This window comes from Hartmannibacter diazotrophicus (genome assembly GCF_900231165.1).
In the GTDB taxonomy this organism is placed as follows: domain Bacteria; phylum Pseudomonadota; class Alphaproteobacteria; order Rhizobiales; family Pleomorphomonadaceae; genus Hartmannibacter; species Hartmannibacter diazotrophicus.
On record NZ_LT960614.1, the window covers coordinates 1148397 to 1172333 of the forward strand.

20 protein-coding genes are annotated in these 23937 nt (G+C 64.0%); 3 read left to right on the forward strand and 17 right to left on the reverse strand.

Features of this window, described 5'->3' with window-relative positions; genetic code table 11:
* Nucleotides 1-2 precede the first annotated feature (2 nt).
* The 11 genes from hisS to HDIA_RS25180 all read right to left on the reverse strand — a co-directional run bounded on the left by hisS (nt 3) and on the right by HDIA_RS25180 (nt 13046).
* The gene (gene hisS / locus HDIA_RS05365) at nt 3-1475 is read right to left on the reverse strand and encodes a histidine--tRNA ligase (RefSeq protein WP_099555070.1); all 1473 of its coding nucleotides are present in this window, start codon (nt 1473-1475) and stop codon (nt 3-5) included.
* A 155-nt stretch (nt 1476-1630) separates the two neighbouring features.
* A complete protein-coding gene (locus tag HDIA_RS05370; protein ID WP_162292611.1) occupies nt 1631-2038 on the reverse strand; it encodes a DoxX family protein in 408 nt (135 codons plus the stop codon).
* A gap of 248 nt (nt 2039-2286) precedes the next feature.
* On the reverse strand, nt 2287-4047 hold the full coding sequence (locus HDIA_RS05375; RefSeq protein WP_099558718.1) for an ABC transporter ATP-binding protein/permease: 1761 nt from the start codon (nt 4045-4047) through the stop codon (nt 2287-2289).
* Nucleotides 4048-4184: 137 nt separating this feature from the next.
* Complete coding sequence (locus HDIA_RS05380; RefSeq protein ID WP_099555072.1) at nt 4185-6185, reverse strand: acyl CoA:acetate/3-ketoacid CoA transferase; 2001 nt, start codon at nt 6183-6185, stop codon at nt 4185-4187.
* 552 nt (nt 6186-6737) lie between these two features.
* On the reverse strand, nt 6738-8378 hold the full coding sequence (groL, locus tag HDIA_RS05385; RefSeq protein ID WP_099555074.1) for a chaperonin GroEL: 1641 nt from the start codon (nt 8376-8378) through the stop codon (nt 6738-6740).
* Between the two features lie 60 nt (nt 8379-8438).
* The gene (groES, locus tag HDIA_RS05390) at nt 8439-8726 is read right to left on the reverse strand and encodes a co-chaperone GroES (RefSeq protein ID WP_099555076.1); all 288 of its coding nucleotides are present in this window, start codon (nt 8724-8726) and stop codon (nt 8439-8441) included.
* 171 nt (nt 8727-8897) lie between these two features.
* Nucleotides 8898-9785, reverse strand: coding sequence for a DMT family transporter (locus HDIA_RS05395; protein WP_162292612.1), 888 nt, complete (start codon nt 9783-9785; stop codon nt 8898-8900).
* Nucleotides 9782-10270 (reverse strand): GNAT family N-acetyltransferase, encoded by a 489-nt coding sequence (locus HDIA_RS05400; RefSeq protein ID WP_099555079.1) that lies wholly within the window; start codon nt 10268-10270, stop codon nt 9782-9784. The genes HDIA_RS05395 and HDIA_RS05400 overlap by 4 nt, the downstream gene beginning before the upstream one ends.
* Nucleotides 10267-10863: a hypothetical protein gene (locus tag HDIA_RS05405; protein ID WP_157775335.1), complete on the reverse strand. Its 597-nt coding sequence runs from the start codon at nt 10861-10863 to the stop codon at nt 10267-10269. Before HDIA_RS05405 ends, HDIA_RS05400 begins: the two co-directional genes overlap by 4 nt.
* Nucleotides 10864-11231: 368 nt before the next feature.
* Entirely contained in the window at nt 11232-12641 is a 1410-nt protein-coding gene (locus tag HDIA_RS05410; RefSeq protein WP_099555083.1) for a sigma-54-dependent transcriptional regulator, read from the reverse strand.
* 210 nt (nt 12642-12851) lie between these two features.
* Nucleotides 12852-13046 (reverse strand): heavy-metal-associated domain-containing protein, encoded by a 195-nt coding sequence (locus HDIA_RS25180; RefSeq protein ID WP_157775337.1) that lies wholly within the window; start codon nt 13044-13046, stop codon nt 12852-12854.
* 340 nt (nt 13047-13386) lie between these two features.
* On the opposite strand from HDIA_RS25180, the gene HDIA_RS05420 reads away from it, so the two are divergent.
* The gene (locus tag HDIA_RS05420) at nt 13387-14781 is read left to right on the forward strand and encodes an EAL domain-containing protein (protein WP_157775339.1); all 1395 of its coding nucleotides are present in this window, start codon (nt 13387-13389) and stop codon (nt 14779-14781) included.
* Nucleotides 14782-14966: 185 nt separating this feature from the next.
* Here HDIA_RS05420 and HDIA_RS05425 read toward each other — a convergent pair whose 3' ends face one another.
* The 5 genes from HDIA_RS05425 to HDIA_RS05445 all read right to left on the reverse strand — a co-directional run bounded on the left by HDIA_RS05425 (nt 14967) and on the right by HDIA_RS05445 (nt 21081).
* Complete coding sequence (locus HDIA_RS05425) at nt 14967-15731, reverse strand: hypothetical protein (RefSeq protein ID WP_099555088.1); 765 nt, start codon at nt 15729-15731, stop codon at nt 14967-14969.
* A 13-nt stretch (nt 15732-15744) separates the two neighbouring features.
* On the reverse strand, nt 15745-16263 hold the full coding sequence (gene lspA / locus HDIA_RS05430; RefSeq protein WP_099555090.1) for a signal peptidase II: 519 nt from the start codon (nt 16261-16263) through the stop codon (nt 15745-15747).
* Between the two features lies 1 nt (nt 16264).
* Entirely contained in the window at nt 16265-19219 is a 2955-nt protein-coding gene (ileS, locus tag HDIA_RS05435; RefSeq protein WP_099555092.1) for an isoleucine--tRNA ligase, read from the reverse strand.
* Nucleotides 19220-19492: 273 nt separating this feature from the next.
* Nucleotides 19493-20485, reverse strand: a complete 993-nt coding sequence (locus HDIA_RS05440) for a bifunctional riboflavin kinase/FAD synthetase (RefSeq protein WP_099555093.1) — start codon at nt 20483-20485, stop codon at nt 19493-19495.
* Nucleotides 20486-20619: 134 nt separating this feature from the next.
* On the reverse strand, nt 20620-21081 hold the full coding sequence (locus HDIA_RS05445) for a MaoC family dehydratase (protein WP_099555095.1): 462 nt from the start codon (nt 21079-21081) through the stop codon (nt 20620-20622).
* 353 nt (nt 21082-21434) lie between these two features.
* On the opposite strand from HDIA_RS05445, the gene HDIA_RS05450 reads away from it, so the two are divergent.
* Nucleotides 21435-21818: a response regulator gene (locus HDIA_RS05450; protein WP_099555097.1), complete on the forward strand. Its 384-nt coding sequence runs from the start codon at nt 21435-21437 to the stop codon at nt 21816-21818.
* Nucleotides 21819-22226: 408 nt separating this feature from the next.
* On the forward strand, nt 22227-22874 hold the full coding sequence (locus HDIA_RS05455; RefSeq protein WP_099555099.1) for a protein phosphatase CheZ: 648 nt from the start codon (nt 22227-22229) through the stop codon (nt 22872-22874).
* Nucleotides 22875-22932: 58 nt separating this feature from the next.
* Here HDIA_RS05455 and HDIA_RS05460 read toward each other — a convergent pair whose 3' ends face one another.
* A complete protein-coding gene (locus HDIA_RS05460; RefSeq protein WP_099555101.1) occupies nt 22933-23808 on the reverse strand; it encodes a TIGR01459 family HAD-type hydrolase in 876 nt (291 codons plus the stop codon).
* Nucleotides 23809-23937 lie beyond the last annotated feature (129 nt).

The following is a 23937-nucleotide window of genomic DNA, read 5'->3' on the forward strand; positions in this document are numbered from 1 at the left end:
TCTCAGCCCTCGGCCATCGCGGCGAGCATGCGGCTCACCTCGGCGACGAGATCGGCCCGCTTCACGGTCACCTGTGCCGGGCGGCTCGCCCGCCAGGTCTCGTTGTCGGCGATCTCCTTGGACATTTCCTTGCCGAGGTCGAGATCCTTGATCTGCACCTCGCCGGCCTCGCGCTCGTTGGAGCCCTCGATGATGGCAAGCGGCGCGTCGCGCCGGTCAGCGTATTTCATCTGCGCCTTCATGCCCGACGAGCCGAGATACATTTCGGCGCGGATGCCGGCGGCGCGAAGCTCGGCCACCATGGTCTGGTAGGAGGCAATCGCCGACTTGTCCATGACGAGCACGACGACCGGGCCGCGCGTGCGCTTCGCGCCGAGCTTGCCGAGCGTCTTCAGCGCCGAGGCGAGGCGGGAGACGCCGATGGAAAAGCCCGTCGCCGGCACGTCTTCCTTCAGGAAACGGCCGACGAGGCCGTCATAGCGCCCGCCGCCGCCGACCGAACCGAAGCGGACGACCTGCCCGTCCTCGTTGGTGACGGGGAAGAGCAGCTCCGCCTCGAAGACTGGGCCGGTGTAATATTCAAGGCCGCGCACGACCGAGGTGTCGATCTTGATGCGGTCCTCACCGTAGCCGGCCGAGCGAACGAGTTCCTCGATCGTCTTGAGTTCCTCGATGCCCTCGACGCCCCGAACCGACGCGGCGATCGTGTCTGCCAAGCTGTGAAGCGGCTGGTCGCCGAGAATGGAAAGAAGGATGGCGATCTGGTCGCCTTCGAGGGCGCAGCCCTTGGTGAAGTCGCCGGACTCGTCCCTGCGGCCGGGGCCGAGCAGCAGCGAGACGCCCTCAAGCCCGAACTTGTCGAACTTGTCGAGCGCGCGTAGGGCATTGAGCCGCACGCCGGCCAGCGTGTCGCCGGCAAGGCGGGCCGCTTCCATCGCCCCGTCCAGCACCTTGCGATTGTTGACGCGGATCACGTAGTCGCCGCGCGCGATGCCGAGCGCTTCCAGCGTGTCGGCCATCATCATGCACATTTCCGCGTCCGCCGAGACCGACGGCGCGCCGACCGTGTCGGCGTCGAACTGCATGAACTGGCGGAAGCGGCCGGGGCCGGGCTTTTCGTTGCGGAAGACCCAGCCGGCGCGAAAACTGCGATAGGGCTTCGGCAGGCGTTCGTAATTCTCGGCCACATAGCGGGCAAGCGGCGCGGTCAGGTCGTAGCGCAGCGACAGCCACTGCTCGTCGTCGTCCTGGAAGGAGAAGACGCCCTCGTTGGGGCGGTCCTGGTCGGGCAGGAATTTTCCGAGCGCGTCGGTGTATTCGATGATTGGCGTTTCGACCGGCTCGAAACCGTAGAGTTCGTAGGTCTGCCGGATTTTGGACGTCATCTCGTCCATGGCGCGGATGTCGTCCGCGGTGCGGTCGACGAGGCCGCGCGGCAGCCGTGCGGCGGTCTTGTTGTCGGACGTCGTGCTCATGCGTCTTTGCCCTGCCGCAGCCGTGGCATAGCGTCCGGCCGTCGGTCTTCACTCGCCAAAAAATCCGCGCCCGGAAAATCCGGGCGCGTTTCGTTGGCAGTGTCCTAGCGGATGGCAGGACGAAGGGCAAGCAAGCCGGGCAGCTTGGCCGCGATTCAGGCCTTGCCGAGCTTGCCGTCGATGGAGAAGACGCCCGCGCCGGCCGCGAGGATCGCGACGAAGCCGCCACCCATGGCGACGTTCTTCCAGAAGTTGATCATCTGCATCATCGCACCGTCACCGCCGGCCTGGGCCGCGATATAGTGGAAGAGGTAGCCGGAGACGAGACAGAAGCCGGCGAGCAGGAAGGCCGCGATGCGGGTCTGGAAGCCGAGGAGGATGGCAAGGCCGCCGCCGAGTTCGGTCAGAATGACGAGCGGCAGCAGCGCGCCGGGCACGCCCATGGCTTCCATATAGGCTTGCGTGCCGGCATAGCCGGAAAGCTTGCTCCAGCCCGACGTGATGAAGATGAGCGACATGAGAACGCGTGCGGCGAGAAGGGCCGGGTCTTGAATCTTGGACATGATTGGCTCCGTTGATCTGGTGGGAGACAGGCCAATCGTCATTGAGAAGGCGATTTGCCGGTCGATCTTGTTTGCTTGGACAGTCGTTCGGCGCTCGGCCAGCTCACACAACTTTTGGCCGGCGCCGTTTTGATGATCACAAGATCGTCTATCTGGAGCCTGGAGGGTAGACGGCAATGTCGCAACTGATTGTCATCGAAAAGTAGACAATGAAGGGAAATTTGGTGTTATCGTTCGGTATGATGAGCTCACGCCGGCGTCAGTGCCGTTTCGGACGCCTTGGCTGATCGCAGCACGAAAACGTCCCCATCTTCCTTCGTGACCGCATGCATCTCGTCGTGGAGCACGGCAAGGCTGGAGCGATGGCCGATGGAGATCACGGCGGCGTCCGGCAGCCGCTCCTTCAGAAGATGATAGAGCGCGGCCTCCGAGGCTTCGTCGAGAGCCGACGTCGCCTCGTCGAGGATCAGCACATCGGGCCGGGCAAGGATCGCGCGGGCGAAGGCAACCCGCTGTTGCTCGCCGCCGGAAAGACGCGAGGCAAGATGCGGGTGGCCGTCGCCCTGATCGAGGATGCCGGCGAGATGGGAAAGGCCGCAGGCCGCCAGCGCATCGCGCATGTCGGCGTCGGGGATGTCTCCCGCTGAACCTGGATAGGCGAGCGCGTCGCGCAGGCTGCCGATCGGCAGATAGGCCTTTTGCGGTAGCACCATGATCCGTCCGTCCGGCGGTGTGTCGATCCGGCCCTCGGCAAAGGGCCAGACACCGGCGATGGCGCGCACGAGGCTCGTCTTGCCCGATCCCGACGGCCCGGTGATGAGGCTCGCCCGAGACGCGGAGAACATGAGGCCGTTGGCGGAGATGACACGCGTTCCCTCGGGCGTGCGGACCTCAAGCGTTTCGACGGCAAGTCCCGACATCGGGCGGGGGCGTCGATCGATGTCCGCCGTCGCTTCGGCGCGCGGCGACGAAAGATTGCGTTCGAAGCCGGCAAGCCGGTTGAGTCCGGCCTTCCAGGCGGCGATCGAGGCATAGGCCGTCACGAAGAAGGAGAGGGCGCCCTGCACCTGGCCGAAGGCCGAGGCCGTCTGCATCAGGTCGCCGAGCTGCATCTTGCCCGCAAAATAGAGCGGGCTGACGACGACGAAGGGGAAGATCACCGCAAGCTGGGCGTAGCCGGAGGTGAGGAAGGTCAGCTTCTTCTGCCGCGACATGATCTGGTACCAGTTGCCGATCACGTTGCCGAAGCGGCGGTCCAGCCCGTCCTCCTCGCGCCTTTCGCCGGCAAGCAGCGCGATCTCCTCGCCATTCTCGCGGATGCGCACGAGGTTGAAGCGAAAATCGGCTTCGTAGCGCTGCTGGTCGAAGTTGAGCGGCACCAGTTGGCGCCCGACGAGATGGGTGACGAAGGTGCCGAGTCCGGCATAGAGGATTGCCGCCCAGACGAGATAGCCGGGAATCTCAAAGCTCTTGCCGAAGAGCTCGAGCGGGAAATTGGCCGAGATCGACCAGAGGATCACGACGAAGGAGACCAGCGAGACGATGGCTCCGAGAAGGCCGACGCCGAGCGACAGCGTGTCGGAGACGAAGCCCGCGGTGTCCTCGGAAATGCGCTGGTCCGGGTTGTCGGCGGACTGGCCGGTCAGCGCCATGCGGTAGTGCCTGCCGCCGCCGAGCCAGCGCGACAGGTAATTCTCAGTCATGAAACCGCGCCAGCGGATCTGCAGCCATTGTGAGAGATAGAGCTGGTAGACGGCGGTCAGGATGTAGACGGCCGCGAGCATCGAGAAGATGCCGAGCTGATGCCAGAAGATGTCGAGCTTCTTGTCCTGCAGCGCGTTGTAGAATGTGTTGTTCCACTCGTTGAAACGCACGTCCAGCCAGACGGAGAAGAGCTGCAGCGCGATGACCGCGCCGAGGAGGCCACGCCCCCGCCATCGGTCCTTCGAGCGAAAATAGGGCAGGGCGATCGAAAGGAATTCGCGGACGCTGGCGCGGAAGGCTGTCATGGCGGGCTCGAACAGGACAGGATGGCCGCGCCCGATGCGCGGTCTTCTCCCACCGTTAGCAGACCGCTCCTTGCCCTCGGCTGTCGCCAGCATTGGGCATAATCAATCTTCGGCTCCGGTCGCAGTGCGGGCCGTGTTCAATGCATCCGGCAATGCGCATCAAGGCTCGCCGCGCCGTTCTTGAATCCGGCCTGCACGCCGGAGACATGCTCCAGCAGAAAGGCGTGGGCCTCCTCCTGACGCTCGAACACATGCGGGGCGATGCCGCGCTTGCTCAGGGCCTCTTGCATTTTCAGCCGCAGGAAGGCGCTCGTCGAATAGCGGGTCGTCGTCGCGTAGTGGTGCTCCAGCAGATGCTGGATCATGCCGGCATAGTCATCGTAGAGATCGTCGGCGATGCGGCAGCCTTCGTGATTGACCACCGAGTGGACGCGCTTGCCGGCCTTGACGCAGGCGTCGACGAGAATCTTCTGCAGATCGTCGATGTCGCCCTTCTTGCGCACGTTCCATCCCTCCAGATTGAGGAACAGGATGTTGCGATCTGTGTCATAGCTCACGCGCTCGCAAAGCTTGAGATTGAGCAGGTCGTCCATCAGGTTCATCGGCTCGTCGGTGAAGATCCGCCGGTCCATGAGCGTCGGCTTGACGATCAGGGGCTCGAAGTCCATCTGCGCCAGGATATGGCGCTCAATGTCGATGCCGGGTGCGACCTCGATGAGTTCCAGTCCGTCCGGCGTCAGTTCGAAGACGCAGCGCTCCGTGACGTAAAGAACCGGCTGCGAGCGCATCTGCGCATATTTGCCCGAGAAGGTGATCTGCTCGACATTCCTGACGAACTTGCGCGCCCTTCCTTCCTTGACGATGTGCAGGGCGCCGCCTTCGATGGCGACTTCCAGCCCGCCGGCCGTGAAGGTGCCCGTGAAGACGACGGCGCGGGCATTCTGTGAGATGTCGATGAAGCCGCCGCAGCCGTTGAGCCGGCCGCCGAAGCGGCTGGTGTTGACGTTGCCGGCCGCATCGCACTCCGCCTTGCCGAGCACGGTCAGGTCGAGGCCGCGGCCATGGTAGAAGTCGAACATCTGGTTCTGGTCGATGATCGAGTGGGCGTTCGCCGCCGAACCGAAGCTGGAGCCGCCCGCCAGCACGCCGCCGACAGCGCCGGCCTCGGTCGTCATGGTGATATAGGGCGTCACCTTCTCCTCGTTGGCCACCGATGCGACACCGTCCGGCGCGCCGACACCGAGATTGATCACGCCGTTGAGCGGCAGTTCGAAGGCCGCCCGCCGAGCGATGATCTTGCGCTCGTCGAGGCGCATCTTCGGCATCGCATCGACCGGTACCCGGATCTCGCCGGCAAGAGCGGGATTGTACTGGACGCCGTAGTTCATCCGGTGGTCTTCCGGGCATTCCGCGACGACGACGCAGTCGACGAGGATGCCGGGAACCTTCACGTCCTTGGGCTTGATCGAGCCGTGCTCGACGATCCGCTCGACCTGCGCGATGACAATACCCCCGTTGTTGTGGGCGGCCATCGCCTGCGCCAGCACATCGAGCGTCAGGCTCTCGCGCTCCATGCTGATGTTGCCGGCCGGATCGGCGCTGGTGCCACGGATCAGCGCGACGTCGATGGGGGTCGCCTTGTAGAAAAGCCACTCCTCGCCCTCGACCTCGACCAGCTTGACGATGTCCTCGCGGGTGACGGCGTTGACCTTGCCGCCATCGAGACGTGGATCGACGTAGGTGTGCAGGCCGACCCTTGAGAAGAGGCCCGGCTGTCCGGCTGCGCAGGCCCGGTAGAGCTGCGAGATGACGCCCTGAGGCAGATTGTAACCGTGGATCCGGTTCTCGGCTGCCGCCTGGGCGACCTTCGGCATGCGTCCGAAGTTCGCCGCGATCACGCGTTTCAGAAGTCCGTCATGATGCAGGCGGCCGGTGCCGAGGCCTTTGCTGTCGCCGGCGCCGGCGCACATGATGAGCGTGCAGCCCTTTGGCGCCCCGGTTTCGACGAAGCGCTTCTCGATGGCGGCATGCAGGGCCTCGGGAATGCAGCTCTGGACGAAGCCCGTCGTGCAGATCACGTCGTCGTCGCGGATGAGGGCAACCGCCTCGGCGGCGCTGATGACTTTGTTCCTGATCATGTCCGGCTCGCTTCCCCCATATGACGCGAACGCGCATCTTTGCCGTGGATCCCCCGCCGGCCATCATTGAGGGCGGCCATGTCAAGGGACGGCTTGTGATCAGCGCGATACTGTCCAATGGGATAAGAAGACGAAGTCATCGACTCAAGTTAAAATGTGATGCTGCGACATTTCGCATAAGTATGTAGCGTCAATCTGCCATCCATTATGCCAGATATAAACGGTTAGAACCGGGAATTGCTGGAGTATTTAGAAGAAATGAAGCGAGATTCAGAAAAACTGAAGTATTGAATCTTCCGATTTGGCTTGTCGACATTGGTGCGGCATAGCCGACGTTCGCTTGCGCAACGGTGTTGTGGGAAATCTCATCCGGACTGCAGGTGTCTCCAGAAACAGAAAAGGCGGGCCATTGGCCCGCCTTTCCGGATTTTGTCAGCGAAAGCTTCGATCCTGGTCGGATCAGAAGTCCATGCCGCCACCTGAAGTCGGCTCTTGCCGACTTCAGCACCCAAGTGATGGGCGGCTTTGACAGACGTTCCGATCCTAGTCGGATCAGAAGTCCATGCCGCCCATGCCGCCCATGCCGCCGCCCGGCATGGCCGGAGCCGACTTGTCCTTCGGCAGCTCGGCGACCATGGCCTCGGTGGTGACGAGGAGACCGGCGATCGAAGCCGCGTCCTGGAGAGCCGTGCGAACGACCTTGGTCGGGTCGATGATGCCCATCTCGATCATGTCGACATAGGTCTCGTTCTGGGCGTCGAAGCCCTTGGTCTCGCCCATCTCGCTGACCTTGCCGACAACGATCGAGCCTTCGACGCCGGAGTTTTCGGCGATCTGGCGGATCGGAGCCTCAAGCGCGCGAAGCACGATCTTGATACCGGCCTGGATGTCGGAGTTGTCGGACGAGAGCTTCTCGACGGCGACCTTGGCACGCAGCAGAGCCGTGCCGCCGCCCGGGACGATACCTTCTTCAACGGCAGCGCGGGTGGCGTTCAGGGCGTCGTCGACGCGATCCTTGCGCTCCTTCACCTCGACCTCGGTCGCACCGCCGACGCGGATCACGGCAACGCCGCCCGCGAGCTTGGCAAGACGCTCCTGCAGCTTCTCACGGTCGTAGTCCGAGGTGGTCTCCTCGATCTGCGCCTTGATCTGGCCAACGCGAGCCTCGATGTCGGCCTTCTCGCCGACGCCGTCCACGATCGTGGTGTTTTCCTTGGTGATCTGGATCTTCTTGGCGCGGCCGAGCATGTCGAGCGTGACATTCTCAAGCTTGATGCCGAGGTCCTCGGAGATCACCTGGCCGCCGGTGAGGATCGCGATGTCCTCGAGCATGGCCTTGCGGCGGTCGCCAAAGCCCGGAGCCTTGACGGCGGCAACCTTGAGGCCGCCACGCAGCTTGTTGACGACGAGCGTGGCCAGAGCCTCGCCTTCGACGTCTTCGGCAACGATCACGAGCGGGCGCGAGGACTGAACGACAGCCTCGAGAACCGGCAGCATGGCCTGGAGGTTGGAGAGCTTCTTCTCGTGGATGAGGATGTAGGGATCCTCGAGATCGGCGATCATCTTCTCCGCGTTGGTCACGAAGTAGGGCGACAGGTAGCCACGGTCGAACTGCATGCCTTCGACGACGTCGAGTTCGGTCTCGGCGGTCTTGGCTTCCTCGACGGTGATGACACCCTCGTTGCCGACCTTCTGCATCGCCTCGGCGATCATGGCGCCGATCGAGGTCTCGCCGTTGGCGGAGATCGTGCCGACCTGGGCGACTTCGGCCGAGGTGGAGATCTTCTTGGAGCGGGCCTGCAGGTCCTTGATGGCCTCGGCGACGGCGAGGTCGATGCCGCGCTTGACGTCCATCGGGTTCATGCCGGCGGCAACCGCCTTGGCGCCTTCCTTGACGATCGACTGGGCGAGGACCGTGGCGGTCGTCGTGCCGTCACCGGCGATGTCGTTGGTCTTCGAGGCCACTTCGCGCACCATCTGGGCGCCCATGTTCTCGAACTTGTCCTCGAGCTCGATCTCCTTGGCGACGGAGACGCCGTCCTTGGTGATGCGCGGGGCGCCGAACGACTTGTCGATGACGACGTTACGGCCCTTCGGGCCGAGGGTGACCTTCACCGCGTTGGCGAGGATGTCGACGCCGCGCAGCATCTTTTCGCGCGCATCGCCAGCAAATTTGACTTCCTTGGCAGCCATGTTCGGATCTTTCCTTGGAATGGTTGGAATACAAAAAAAGCGAGATCAGGGATCGGCCGATCAGGCCACGATGCCCATGATGTCGCTTTCCTTCATGATCAGGAGATCCTGACCGTCGATCTTGACTTCGGTGCCCGACCACTTGCCGAAGAGAACCTTGTCGCCAGCCTTGACGTCGAGCGCCACGATCTTGCCGGCTTCGTCGCGGGCACCGGGGCCGACGGCGACGACTTCACCCTGCTGCGGCTTTTCCTTGGCGGTATCCGGAATGATGATGCCACCGGCGGTCTTCTCCTCGGACTCGAGGCGACGAACGACCACGCGATCGTGCAACGGACGGAAGTTCATGAGTTCATGCTCCTCTTGGGGGCGTGCGGGTTTTTGCCTCGCACGGAAAATTCCGGCGCCTGTTAGCACTCGGCATGGAGGAGTGCCAACAGACGCAGCCGAGATAGGATCACGACTTCGTGTTGTCAATGGCACCGCAACGGGCAGGGCAAAAATTCTTGGAAGATTTCTTCAGGCGGGCGCGTCCGACTGGGATCCCTGCCGGATCACGAGAGTGGCAGCCGCGACGATCAGCGCGGCTCCGGCGATGGTCGGCATCGTCGGTCTTTCTGCGAAGAAAACGAGGCCGAACAATGGCGCCCAGAGGAGAGACGTGAACTCGATTGGCGCAAGCCGGGAAGCCGGAGCATGGGCATAGGCCCAGACGAGCGCGAAATGACCCGACGCACCCAGGAGCCCGATCAGCGCGAAGAAGAGGAGGTCGTGCCCGTGCGGCATGACGAACACGGACAAGGTGAAGGGCAGGGAAAAGGCTGTGACGAAGAAATGCTGGGCGGTGACCATGACGATGACATGGTCGTGGGCGCTGTCCTTGCGCGACAGGATCGTGGCGAGCGAATAGGAAAAGGAAGCGATCAGGCCATAGAGATAGCCGATCGGTTCGCCGCTGGTGGTCTCCGAGGCGATGCGTCCGGCGAACATGATGCCGAGCCCGGCAAAGCCCAGCGCGATGGCGAGCGCGGCGTGCCGGCTGACCGGTTCGCCGAGAATGAGCCGGCCCAGCAGGGTCAGGAACAGCGGGGCTGTGAAGGTGATGGCGACCGCTTCCGCGAGAGGCAGCAGGCTCAGCGTGTGGAAGAAGAAGCCGGCTGTCACCAGGATGGTGACCGCTCGCAGGGCCGCTCGTCCAAGCCCCTGACGGCTGGGCAGCGCAACGCCGCTGCCGGCAAACACCGCCATCGCGACGAAAAGCCCGGAGAGATAGCGCAGGAACACGATCTCGGCTGTCGGAAAGCTGCTGGTCAGCGTCTTGATCGCCGCATCCATGATCGACAGCAGGAAGATGGCGAGGATGGCAACGATGACAGGCAGGGGTGAGGCGAGCGTTTTCAAGGTCATGCCGGTTTCAATTCGATTGTATAGGCATATTCCCATGCCTGCGTGACATCGTCGAGAAACCGCGTCACGGGCTGGCGCGCGAAGCCTGCCCGTTCATAGAAGCGATGCCCGGATTGAAAGCGCGTGTCGGTCCAGAGCCGAATGCGCCGAAGTCCGCGCGAGCGGATTTCGGAGAGGACGCGCTCGTAGATTTGGAAGCCCATTCGCCGGCCGCGCAGGGACTTGTCGAGGTAGAACTTGTGCAGCTCCGCAATGCCCGGCTCGGGCACCGAATAGGCGAGACTGGCGGCAATCGGGAACGGGTGAGCCTCGACCTCGCCGATGAACAGCGCGCCGCCACGGGCCGAGTAGTGGGAGGCAGGCGCATCGAGTTCGGGGAACTCGGTCCGGTCGAACGGGCAGTTCTCGTAGTCGGCGAAGACGTCGGCAATAAGCCTTGCGATCGCCGGGCCGTCACTGTCCGTCGCCGGACGGACCTGCATCATTGCGCGGGCGCAGCGGGAGCCGGCGTGGCGCCTGTCGTTGCATTGCCCGCCGGCGGCGTGCTCGAACTGTCGCCGGGGACGATCGTGAATGGCAGGTCGAAAGAGGCGACCTTGTCGGAGTGAAGATCGTGCAGCCGCGTCACGAGCACATAGTCGCCCTGCTTCAACCCCGAGAAATTGTAGGTGATGAAGACCTGGAACTCCTTGTTCCGGCGCCGGCTGCGCATCTTCAGGTCGGCAAAGCCGTCCTGCTGGTGCAGCACCTGGCCGGTCGGCGTCCTCAGCTCGAAATCGGCCTTGAAGTCGATGAGGAACAACTCGCCGTCGCGGCCATAGCCGAAGCCGAAGGGCTCGGCATAGACCAGCATGTCCTCGCCTTCCTTGAAGATGTTGGAAGGGCGGGCGTCATAGATCCCGAAACCGGCCGGGCGGGCCGCAACGAAAAGGGCCTCGGAAAAACCGAGTGGCGCAAGATCCCAGGCGGCGTTGAAGGCAGCCTCCATTTCCGCAAGCGCCTGGACGGGCTTGTCTTCCCCGAGCAGCTTTTCGGCCGTCGTGGCATGGTCGACGAGTTCGCCGGCCAGGGCGGGCACGCCCGTCATCTCAAGGACGGCGAAAGCACAAGCAAGAAAGGCGGCGCCACGCAGGCAACGCGGAAGGAACATCAGACCAGGCCCTCGACATAACAGCCGGCTATCGACCGGTGAGCTAAGACAGGAGCGGCCGTCGCACGGGGGCTTCGACCTGGAAAAGGCATCATGCCGGCGTGGGAGCGCCGATGATGTCAGTTGCCCAACTCAGAAGTTTGGTGCGACGCATAGGGACCACATATGAGGCCACAATACGGCGCGCCGATCTAGCGGCTCAATGGCGGGAAAAGCAAGTTTTCAAACAAAAACAACCGGCAGGCCTCCGCGGCCAGCCGGTCGTTGCCCCCACAATCGACCACGACAAACGTCTATCAGCCAAATCGGACTTGCGGCAAGAGATCCTTCGCCGATTGAGCGACGCTGCGCCGCTTTCGGTAAATGGTCGACGGACTGATTTCGAGGGCCGCCGCAGCGCGGGCGATATTGCCGTCGAAGGCCTCGATGGCCTCCTCGATCACCTCCGCCTCGGTCATCCAGAGCGGCTTGACCCGCGCGGCTGCTGGCGTCTGCGCCTTCTCGGCGACCTCGCCCGTCGCACCGGACCGGATTGGCGTGATGCTGGCGGTGGTCGAGGTGCGGTGAAGGCCGAGACCGGCATTGCTCAACATTTCGGCAGTGATTACCTCGCCGTCGTTAAGCATTGCGATGCGGTGGATGAGGTTCTCGAGTTCGCGGACGTTGCCGGGCCAAGCGTAACTGGAGATTGCTTTTTCCGCCGACGGAGCGAAGCGCGAGAAGGCCGTTCCGCCCTGTTCGGCGCAGCGTTTCAGCACCGCCTCGGCGATCGGTCCGATATCCTCCGGCCGTTCGCGCAGCGCCGGCAGGCGCATCGTCAGTACGTTGAGACGATAGAAGAGGTCGGCCCGCATGGTGCCGGTCTGGATCAGGGCTTCGGGAAGATGCTCCGTGGTGGCGAGCAGGCGCACGTCGAGGCGCTGCGGCAAGACCTCGCCGTTGAGCCCGACGACCTCGCCGCTTTCGATGAAGCGCACGAGCATGGCCTGGACCGCCGGGTCGAGGCCGCCGACCTCGTCGAGGAGCAGGGACCCGCCGTTCGCGCGGAACAATGCTCCGGTTCCGTCTGAACCGGCGAGCGCCATCATGAGGTCGTCGCGTCCGAGGCTGGCGCAGTCCACGACGACGAAGGGGCCTTCGCGGCGGCGCGACTTGCTGTGGATCGCACGCGCGCAGAGTTCCTTGCCGGTTCCGGTTTCGCCCGAGATGAAAACCGGGGCGGAGGCCGGGGCGACGCGGGCGATCTGGTCGAAGAGCGTGCGCATGCGGGCCGAGCGACCGACGAGGCCGTTGCATTCGGCGACCGTGATGGCCTCGGCGACGACGAACTGGCGTTCGATGCGGCGGGCGAAGGCCGTGCCGTCGAGGGGCTTTTCGACATAGTCGGCAGCGCCCGCGCGAACCACGGCGACGGCCTCGATCACCCGTGAAGCCTCACCGCAGACATAGGTCAGCGAGGAGCGCGCCAGCGTGTGGAATTCGGGGTAGCCGGACGGCCCGCCGATGGTGTCAAGGTCAAGGGTGAGAACGTCGAAATTCTGTTCGGCCAGCATCAGCCGGGCGGTCTCGGGGGATGCGGTTTCCAGGATCATCAGGGGGCGTGCGATCCGCTGTTCCAGAGCACGCTTGAGAATGTTCCTCGCTTCGGGATCGCTGTCGACCAAAAGCACGCGCAACGCCGATGAGGGGCGTATTGAGACACCCATACCAATGCATTCCTTGCTTGTCCGGCGCGGAATTCTGCCGCGCTCGGGGTCATCATCGGCCAAACAAGGTAAACAAATAGTAACCGCAGGCTATTGGGATCGCCTTTTCAGGGTGTTAGGCGGCGTTTGCGTGATCGATGCCCGCGCGCCTGCTGCCGCGCGGGACCAATTGTCCAACCTTTGCTCTGCCGTCACCGACAGTGCCAGCCCTCAGCCGCGCACGTCGTAGCCGGCGGCCTCGATTGCCTTGGCAAAGGTCTCCCGCGGCGCTTCCGACGCGATGCGCACGACACCGGTCTCCGCGTTGACGTCGGCGGATACGCCGGGCTCGACCCGGTCCACGGTCTTCATGATGGTCTTGACGCAGCCGCCACACGTGATGCCGTCAACAACGAGCTCGATCATGGCATTTCTCCTTGAAGTGCGCGCAGTCCCCGTTCCGGAGGACAGCGAATGACCCTGATTTGGTCCTTCCAGCAAGTGGAAGGTCAAGCCCTGGCGTGGGCGTCTCCGCCAGCCGGTTTGATCGGGGTGCTTCCGGCAGGATGAAGCCTGTGGGAAACCGGCGATTTTGCCTTGCTGCCGCCACGGCCGGCGTGCGCGGGCCCCTGAAATCGCCCATGATGCCCTATGATTCGGTTGGTGCGCCGGTAAAGCCCGTCGGCACCGCCGATGCGCGGACGGCCGGGCGAGCCGGAATGGTCCCGGCGGCGAGCAGGAGACACAGAGGGGTGCGGACAGGGTCATGATGCGTCTTGCGTCCGTTCTGGTGATCGGGTCGATGGTGATCATCGCCGCGTCGATCGTGATCGTCCTGAATGTGCTGTTCGATTTTCCGATGGGGCAGGCGGCGATCCTCGGCATCGCCTCGCTGTGCGCCATGGTGCTGTTCCAGACCACCCTGCAGCGCCGCGCCGATCGCGACTGGCTTGAAAAGCGGGTCGGAGAGATCGGCGTCGTGACCTCGGACCTGACCAAGGACGTGGGCGACCTGACCGCCCGCATGACCCGCCTGGAGACGAAGGTCGCCGAGGGTCTGGCCGATACCGAATCCCCGCTGGCCGAGGAGGTGATGCTGCTCGGGTCCCTGCTGAAGCAGGTGACGGACACATTGGCCGATGCCGAGCAACGTCTGGATACACTCGAGCGCCGGCCGCAGGCGCCGGCCCACGCCGCCCCGGTCGAACGGCCGGAGCCGCTCTTTGCGGAGGTGGCCCAGCCCGCCGTGCAGCAACCGGCGGAAACCTTCCCTGTCCGTCACTCGGGGTTTCACTCGGAGCCGCCCGCTCCTGCACCCTCCCGTCCGGCACCGGCCCCCGCCGCAGAAACCCGCGTCCCCTCGGCCGTGGAACAGGAGATCATCGAGAGCATCCGCTCGGAGCGGATGGAGATCCATCTGCAGCCGATCGTCGTCCTGCCCCAGCGCAAGGTCCGCATCTACGAGGCGATCGCCGTGCTGCGCACGCGCAGCGGCGACATGATCTCCGGCCGGGCCCTGAGGGAAATGGCCGAGGTCGCGCGGATCACCCCGCGGATCGATACGTTCCTGGTGGTGCGGGCCTTCCAGATCATGAAGCGCCTCAATTCGCGCAATCGCGATGTCGGCATCATGACGACGCTCTCGCTCGGAAGTCTTCTCGACGGGCCTTTCTTCCGGGAGTTCCAGGGGTTCGTGGCACAGAACCGGACGATGGCCGAGTTTGTGACCTTCGAATTCGCTGAGCCGGACGTCCGCCAGATGGGGCCCATCGAAACGGAGAGCCTCGCCGCGATCGCCGAACTCGGCTACCGCTTCTCGATCGGCTCCATCGCCGATCTCCGGCTGGACTATCAGAGCCTTGGCGAGCGCGGTTTCCGGTATGCCCGGGTGTCCGCCGACAGGCTGCTCGGGCGCGGCGAGCGGGAGCCCCTGAAGGGCGACATCCACCCGGTCGACCTTGCCGGCCATCTTGCTCGCAAGGGGCTGGAGCTCATCGTCGACCAGATCGAGACGGAAGCGCAGGTGCTCGACCTGCTCGACTACGAGATCCGTCTTGCGCAGGGCAATCTCTTCTCTGCCCCGCGGCTGGTCCGCCCCGAGGTCCTGCAGACCGGGCAGCCGGCAGACGCCGCGCGCGCGACCGCAAGGGTCGGTCGTTGACGGGGCGCTGACGGACAGTCGCTTGAGACGCGATGCTCCGGCTCAGGCCTCGGCGACGAGGCATATCCCGACGAAGAAACGATGGCTGGAATCGAAAGGCCCGTCCCCCATGGGGAGACGGGCCTTTCGGTATCCGATGGATTTTTGACGGCCGGCTCAGGCGCTCGGCAAGGCGGGAAAACCGATTACTCGGAAGATCCCATCCAGCTGCTCAGGATTCCGCCGCTTCTCTTTCGCGGCTTGCCGTCCTTCTCATCCGGAATGGCGACCGGATACTGATCGGACGCTTCCAGGTAGGTCGTCGGCGGCGCGGTCAGCTTCTTGCGGATCGGATTACCAGCGGAATCGTAGAGGTCGCCTCCGGCCGAAGAGCCGCTCAATGCCTGCACACCGCCAAGTTCCGCCGATGTCAGGGGCTTCTGCGGATCCTTGGAAAGAACCCGGCGCCGCCGGCTGGCGATCTCCGCCTCGACGTCCTTGTTGCCCTGCACGTTCAGAAGCTGCGACGCGGGGATATAGGCCTGATCCTTGCGATCGCGGACGGCATCCTGGGCGGCGACTTCGCGGAAGCGCGCGTTCTTCTGCTCATCCGGGTCAACCGGCCAGTCCTGCGTGTTGGCGACCTGGTTGCGCTGTTCCGGTTCGGGAAGCTGTTCGGTGGACGACGGCAGTACCAGGGGCGCGCGCGCCTTGAAATCGTATCGGGTGGTTCTGGGGGGCACGGCGCCGAACGCCGTCAGGATGTCGCGACCCATGGTTCCGGACCCGACGATCTCGTTGGGATCGTCCTCGTCGACGAATGTCGTGGTGGCAGAACAGGCACCGAGCAACGTCGTTCCGGCGAGCAGCAGGGCAATCGATCCCAGGGTCTTTTTCGTCATCACCGTCTTCGCTTCCAGCCCGACTGATGCGAAGACATCGCCCGTCGGCCCCATCATCAGTATGGACATACCGATTCGGACCCTAGACGTCCTTTGCGGCATCCCTGTGGCTGCTTTTGAGGGAGTCATACAGGAGCAGCGCCACCCCCGCAACGATCCACGTGTCGGCGAGGTTGAACACGTACCAGCTGTGACCGAAGGCATGCAGGTGCACGAAATCGACCACGGCGCCGTGCACGAAGCGGTCGATACCGTTGCCGATGGCCCCGCCGACCACGAGGCCGAGCGCCACGGCTGCCAGCGTGGAATGGCTCTTCAGCATCCAGCGGCCGAGAAGCAGCACCGCCAATACGGTGATGCCGAGCAGCGTCCAGCGCCCGGTGGCGCTGTCCTGCTGGAAGAGGCCATAAGAAATGCCCCGGTTCCAGACCAGCACGAAGTCCATGAAGGGCGTGATGACCAGCCGTTCGCCGCTGGTCACCACGTTGTTGCCCAGGATCCAGAGCTTCGAGGCCTGATCCGCGATAAGCCCCACAAGCACGATGGCGATGCCGATAACCCGGCGTCGCCGCAACTGGTCCTGGTCTGCCGTGTCCGCCATCTCAGGCCGCGTCGCGCTTGGCATCGAACTCCCGCATCGCCGCGGCGTCCCGCAGCGAAAGGTCGGGATAGTCGGCATCCGTGCCGACTTCGGGCAGCACCTTCCACGAGCGCGCGCACTTGCGGCCGTCCGCCTTCTTGAAGACGACCGCGACGCCCGGCACGTCCGGGAGCGTGAAGGCGCCGTCGGGCGCGTCCGCGTCCGTCACCGCGATCTGGCTGGTAATGCAGATGTCGGCGAAGTCGCGCCCTTCCAGCGCCTTGAAGAGGGCAGGGTCGGTGACGTGGACGACCGGCGCCGCCTCAAGCGACGAGCCGATGGTCTTTGCCGTGCGCTCGATCTCCAGCGCGCCGGTGACGACACGGCGCACCTCGCGGATCTTGTCCCACTTCGCGGCCAGCGCGGGGTTGAGCCATTCCGTCGGGATCTCCGGGAAGGCCTGCTCGTGCACTGAGCCGGCCGCCTCGCCGTTCTGCGACCACCAGCATTCCTCCATGGTGAAGGGCAGCATGGGGGCGAGCCACTTGACGGCGCTGTCGAAGAGCTTGGAGACGACGAAAAGCGCCGCCTTGCGCCGCACCGACGAGGCCGGGTCGCAGTAGAGAGCGTCCTTGCGCACGTCGAAATAGAAGGCCGAAAGCTCGACGTTCATGAAGTTCAGCAGCGTCGCGATGATCTTCTTGTAGTCGAAAGCCTGATAGGCCTCGCGCACGATCGGATCGAACTCGGCAAGCCGGTGCAGCATCAGCTGTTCCAGCTCCGACATGTCGTCGAACGCGACCTCCTCGCCCTCGTAGTGGGCGAGCGTGCCGAGCATCCAGCGCAGCGTGTTCCTGAGCTTGCGATAGGCGTCGACATTGGTCTGGATGATTTCCTTGCCGAGCCGCTGGTCTTCCCAATAGTCGGTGGAGGCGACCCAGAGGCGCAGGATGTCGGCACCGAACTGCTTGATCACGTCCTGCGGGAAGACCTGATTGCCGAGCGACTTCGACATCTTGCGCCCATCCTCGGCCATGGTGAAGCCGTGGGTGAGCACCGCGTCATAGGGGGCATGGCCGCGCGTGCCGCAGGATTCCAGCAGCGAGGAATGGAACCAGCCGCGATGCTGGTCCGAGCCTTCCAGATAGAGCACGTAGTCTGGTCCGCCGAGGCCCTTGCGGTTCGGCTTCAGGTCGTCGCGCTGTTCCAGGCAGAAGGCATGAGTCGACCCTGAATCGAACCAGACATCGAGGATGTCGTCGATCTTCTCCCAGTCGTTCGCGTCGTAGGCGTTGCCGAGGAAACGCTCCTTGGCGCCCTCCGCATACCAGGCGTCCGCGCCCTCGGTCTTGAAGGCCTCGAAAATGCGCGCGTTGACGTCTGCGTCCTTGAGGATTTCGGCCGTGTCCTTGTGGATGAAGACGGTGATTGGCACGCCCCAGGCGCGCTGGCGCGAGAGCACCCAGTCCGGCCGGTTCTCGATCATCGAGCGCAGGCGGCGCTGGCCGGCGGCCGGCACGAAGCGCGTGTCGTCGATGGCCTTGAGGGCGCGGGCGCGCAGCGTGTCGTCCGCGCCGCCGATCGCACGGTCCATGTAGACGAACCACTGCGGCGTGTTGCGGAAGATGATCGGCTTCTTGGAGCGCCAGGAATGCGGATACTGATGCTTCAGGCGGCCAAGGCCGATGAGGGCGCCAGCTTCCTTCAGCTTCTCGATATTCTCCTTGTTGGCCGTGCCCTTGTCGCCCTTGAAGGTGATGACCTGATGACCCTCGAAGCCCGGCGCATCCTTCGTGTAGAAGCCGTCGTCGGCGACCGTGAAGGGGATAGCCGTATCGATGCCGCGCGCTTCCAGAGCGCGGGCATTGTCCATCCAGACCTCGAAGTCGTCCGTGCCGTGGCCGGGAGCGGTGTGGACGAAGCCGGTGCCGGTGTCGTCGGTGACATGCTCACCGGCGAGCAGCGGCACGTCGAACTGATAGCCGCCGAGGCCAAGGCTCCGGTACGGGTGGGCACAGGTGAGGGTGGCGAACTCGTCGGCCGCGACGCCGCGCAGATGCGTGTAGGTCGTCACGCGCGCCTGCTTGAAGACGTCGGCCACGAGATTTTCGGCAAGGATAAACTTGTCACCCTTCTTCACCCAGTTCTCGTCCGGCAGGCCGTCCTCCGTCACCTCGTAGAGGCCGTAGGAGATGCGGTCGGAATAGCTGATCGCGCGGTTGCCCGGCATGGTCCAGGGCGTGGTCGTCCAGATGACGACAGCTGCGTCGACAAGGTCAGCGTTACCCGATTTCACCACCGGGAACTTCACCCAGATCTGGTCCGACTGATAGTCGTGGTATTCGATCTCGGCCTCGGCGAGCGCGGTCTTTTCCACAACCGACCACATCACCGGCTTGGAGCCGCGATAGAGCTGGCCGGACATGGAGAACTTCATCAACTCGTTGGCGATAAAGGCTTCTGACGCGAAATTCATCGTCAGATACGGATTGTCCCAGTCGCCCTCGATGCCCAGCCGGCGGAATTCCTCGCGCTGCACGCCGACCCAGTGGGTCGCGAAGTCGCGGCATTCCTGCCGGAACTCGTTGACCGGCACCTCGTCCTTGTTCTTGCCCTTGGCGCGATACTGCTCCTCGATCTTCCACTCGATCGGCAGGCCGTGGCAGTCCCAGCCGGGCACATAATTGCTGTCGTAGCCCGCCATCTGCATGGAGCGGGTCACCATGTCCTTCAGCGTCTTGTTGAGCGCGTGGCCGATGTGGATGTTGCCGTTGGCATAGGGCGGGCCGTCGTGGAGGATATACTTGGTGCGCCCCTTGGCGGCTGTGCGCAGGCGCTTGTAGAGGCCCATCTCCTTCCACTTCTCCAGCGTCTCGGGCTCCTTCTTCGGCAGCCCGGCGCGCATGGGAAAGTCGGTCTTCGGCAGATAAAGCGTCTCGGAATAGTCGCGGCCGGCAGTTTCGGCGGTGTCGGTCATTGTCGGTGGCTCGTCAAAACGTCAGAAATTCTTGGGAACGATGATCCCGCATCCTGTGCGGGGCGGCGCGGTCCGGCGGTCAGGTCCTGACCTGCTTTCGCGCGCATGGGCGTCTGTCCCGGCCCCGGCGCACTCAGGCGAGCGGAACCGGGCCGATAATTCGGCCAATCGACGGAATGGGGAAACGCGCGGGCGCTATCGTTCGCATGGCCCGCTTTCTACAGGGGCGATGAAAAGAAATAAAGCGAAACCGCAAGCAGAGCGACGGGTCTCTCACCCGAACATCAGACGCGTATCGAGCCCCGAGACGGGCGTGATGCCGGCGAGCACCGCGCGGGCTTCCTCACTGTCCTTGTCCATCTGGGCAATCAGCGCCTCGACGCTGTCGAATTTTTCCTCGCCGCGCAGATAGGAGACCGGCGTCACCCGCAACGTCTTGCCGTAGAGGTCGCCGGTAAAGTCGAAGATGAAGGTCTCGAACACCGGCGCGCCGTTGTCGAAGGTCGGCCGCCGGCCGTAGCTCGCAACGCCGGAATGGCGTTCGCCGTCGACTTCGGCCATGACCGCGTAGATGCCCTGGCGCAGCTCGCATTCCGGCGCAAGGGCGATGTTGGCCGTCGGATAGCCGATGGTCCGTCCGCGCTTGTCGCCGTCCTTGACTACCCCCTCGAAGAACCAGCGGTAGCCGAGCAGGCCCGAGGCGAGCGCCAGATCGCCGCGCGCCAGCGCCATGCGGATGCGGCTTGAGGAGATTGTCTCGCCGCCCTCGTCGTCGAAGGGGCCGACGATGGTCACGTCGAAGCCGTGCCTCTTGCCCGCCTCGACGAGATACTCGGCATTGCCCGCCCGCTTGGCGCCGAAATGGAAGTCCCAGCCGACGACCACCTGCCGCGCGCCGAGCCGGCCGACGATCACCTCGTCGACGAAACGCTCCGGCGGGCTTGCGGCGAAGTCTGCGTCGAAGGGCGTGAACACCAAGCCGTCAAGCTCCAGCGCTTCGGCGATCAGCGCTTTCGCGTGCAGCGGCGTCAGGCGGAAGACGGGCTGGTCCGGCCGGAAGAAGGAGCGCGGATGCGGCTCGAAGGTGAGCGCCAGAGCCGGCGCGCCGATGGCATCGGCCGCTTGCCGCGTGTCGGCCAGCACCGCCTGATGGCCCCGGTGCATGCCGTCGAAGTTGCCGATGGCCACCACGCCGCCGCGCAGTGAGGCGGGCAGGGCGGCAAGATCGCAGGGAAAGGCGGCGGGACGGGCGTCGGATGTGGGCATCGACCAGAGGCTTGCGGCGGGTGAAGTCCGCGGCCGGGGCGGCCTGCGGCACATGACAAGTTGACTGCCGGGAAACTGCCCGTGGCGGGCGCGCCGGTCAAGCGCTCATCATGCGCCGCAGCAAAACGCCTGCTCTAGTCCCCTGCGAGCGCGCCGGGCATGTCGGCCCTGCGCGGCACCATGACCATCGCCTCGCCCTCGAGCACGATTGTCGCATCCACATGGGCCTCGCAGGCGAGGCGGACGCGCGATCCCTTCTCGATGAGTTCGGCGACCTCCACGCTGACGGCGATCACGTCGCCGATGCGCACCGGTGCGCGGAACTTCAGCGTCTGCGACAGATAGACGGCGCCGGGGCCCGGCAGGCGCATGCCGAGGACGGCGGAAATCAGGCTGGCGGTATAGAGGCCGTGGGCGATGCGGCCGCCGAAGCGTGTCTTGGCGGCAAAATGCTCCGACAGGTGGATGGGGTTATGGTCGCCGGAAATCTGGGCAAAGCCGATGACATCGGAATCGAGCACCGTCTTCAGATAGGTCTCGCGCATGCCGACCTTGAGGTCTTCATAGAAATGCGAGGTCGCCTCGTGAAATGACATGACGCGGTCTTTCGCTTGTTGGTCTTGTGCAGTCGTCGATCCGCTCAGGGCGGCTTGCGGCTATTCTACAATGCCCGCGTCCCGAACCATTCCCTCCTTTTGTCGCATGCGACATTTGATCGGGCTGAAAGCCTGACACGGTCGGGGCGATGCCTGTTCAAATCGGTCCGTCCGGACGATCAACTGACGCCTTAGGCAGGCGGCCTGACAAAATTCTGACCGATTAACTGACTTTTCAGGTCCCTGCCGTAATTTGCTTTTCGAAGAGGCGTCCACCGCAAGGTGAAGTCGCCCTCAGGCACATGCCAATAAAGCGTCATGCGAAGGATTCGCAGTCAAGTTTGGAGTTGACGATGGCCCTGGACACTTCGATGTCGGTTCTCGTGGTTGATGACTACAAGACCATGATCCGCATTATCCGCAACCTGCTCAAGCAGCTCGGGTTTGAAGACGTCGACGAAGCAGCGGACGGCACCGAGGCGCTCGGCAAGATGAAAGAGCGCAAGTACGGTCTGGTGATCTCGGACTGGAACATGGAGCCGATGACCGGCTACGAGCTCCTGAAGCAGGTGCGTGCCGACGCGGGCCTTGCCAAGACCCCGTTCATCATGGTGACGGCCGAATCCAAGACGGAAAACGTGATCGCCGCCAAGAAGGCCGGCGTGAACAACTACATCGTCAAGCCGTTCAACGCACAGACGCTGAAGGGCAAGATCGAGGCCGTCTTCGGCGTCTGATCGCCGTCTGCTGTGATCGCATATTCCGGAGACCGGGGGAGGCGGCCGGGCCGCCGCGGAAACCGTGCTTCCGGGCAAGAATCTGGAAAGGGCCCGTGGCCATGCCGCGGGCCTTTTTGCGCTTGTGTTTCGGCCGTGCGGTCCTGACGGCGAATTGTCCAATGACGAGATCTAAAGGCAGCGGTTGTCGTCGGTCGGTCAAGTTCAACCGGTCGAGTTAATCGAAATTCAAGCATTTCCGTGGTTAATGAATAGAATCGGTACAGCAAAACACCATCGGTATTGCTCCGTACCGAACGGGTTTATCCATCGGTCGTCGTTGGGACTCGAAAGATAACGGTGCGCCGGGATCGGGTTACGCTCATCGGGAGGTAGCAGGGCCGAATGCGCAATGAAGGGAATGACCCCATGGAAGCCATCGACGAACGGGGCATGGGCCGCGTGATCCAGTATCTGGAAGCGAACCGGCTGAAAGAGAATGTCACCATCAATGACGTGATGGGCCTTGCCGAGGTGATGGCCGATTCCCTGAAGGGCTATTTTTCGACCTTCGACGCGGACATTTATCAGGATCTCGCGGAAATGGCCGGCGAGATCACCACCATGAAATCCGACCTTGCGGCCTTGCGCCTCTCCGACATGCGCCACAAGCGGCTGCCGGTTGCCGGACGCGAACTCGATGCCGTCGTGGAGGCGACCGAGGAGGCGACCAACACGATCATGAGCGCCGCCGAGACGATCATGGCGGCCGATCCTTCCGACAGCGAGGCCTATCAGGCGGTCGTCAACGACAAGGTCATCGAGATTTTCGAGGCCTGCTCCTTCCAGGACATTTCGGGCCAGCGCATTTCCAAGGTCGTCGAGACGCTCAATCACATCGACGAGCGCGTTAGCGCCCTCGTTCAGAAGCTGAAGCTGGTCGTGCAGGAGACGGACGAGGCGGAGCCGGAAGAAGAAACAGCCGAGGAGAAGCGCCGGCGCGAACTGATCCTGCACGGGCCTCAGTTCAAGGGCGAGGGCGTCAACCAGAACGACATCGACGACATGTTCTCCTGAGGCATGGTCGGCCTCGCGTCACGGATCGTGTGGCGCGAGGGCATCATTGCCGGCTTTCTTACCACCTCAGGCGCGGAACGGCGGCGACGGCGGCAAGTCCCTCGATCGCCAGCCGCTTCGCGATCTTCTCCGGGTCGGGTGTCTCCACCGGACCGAAATCCGCCGCATGGATGCCGGCGGTCACCAGCAGCACATCCATCCCCTGTCCCCAGCCACCGCGCACGTCGGTGGCGAGCGCATCGCCGATGGCGAGCAGCCGGTCGAAGGCAAGTGCCTTGCCGGCATGGCCGCTGATCCGTGCAAGCGCCGCGTCATAGACCGGCTTGTAGGGCTTGCCGACCATGATCGTCGGGCCGCCGAGTTCGGCATAAAGCTGGGCGAGCGCCCCGGCGCAGTAGATCAGGCGGTCGCCCCGTTCCACGACGATATCGGGATTGGCGCAGATCATCGTCGCGCCGCGGCTCGCAAGAACCTGCAGCCGGTCGCGGTAGTCGTCCGGCGTTTCGACGTCGTCGTCGAAAAGGCCGGTGCAGAGGATCAGATCGGCCTCCGCTTCATCGACAAGGTTTGGCGACAGATCCGAGAAAAGCGGCAGGTCCCGTTCCGGCCCGATGAAGAAGGCCGGCACGTCGATCTTTTCCTCGATGGCCTCGCGCGCCACGTCGCCCGACGTGACGATGCTGTCATAGGCCTCCCGCGAGACGCCGAAGCCGTCGAGGATGTCGGCGACGAGAGCGGCCGGCCGCGGCGCGTTGGTCAGGAGCACCACCGGACGGCCCGTCGTCTTGCGGAAGGTCGCGAGCGCCTCGCTTGCCGCCGCATAGCCGATGACGCCGTTGTGCAGCACGCCCCACACGTCGCAGATGATCCCGTCATATCGGTCCGCGATCGGGCTGAGGCCGGAAAGAATGTCGATGCTGTCGCTGGCGGTCACGGGCGGTCCGTCCTGTCGTAGGCTGGAAGGGGCGGGGCAGGCCCGCTTGCGCCTTCCTATGCCGGATCGGGCCGGTTGCGTCCAGACGACGCGAGGCATTTGTGGGCAAGAAGTGGCGGCGTCCGATTG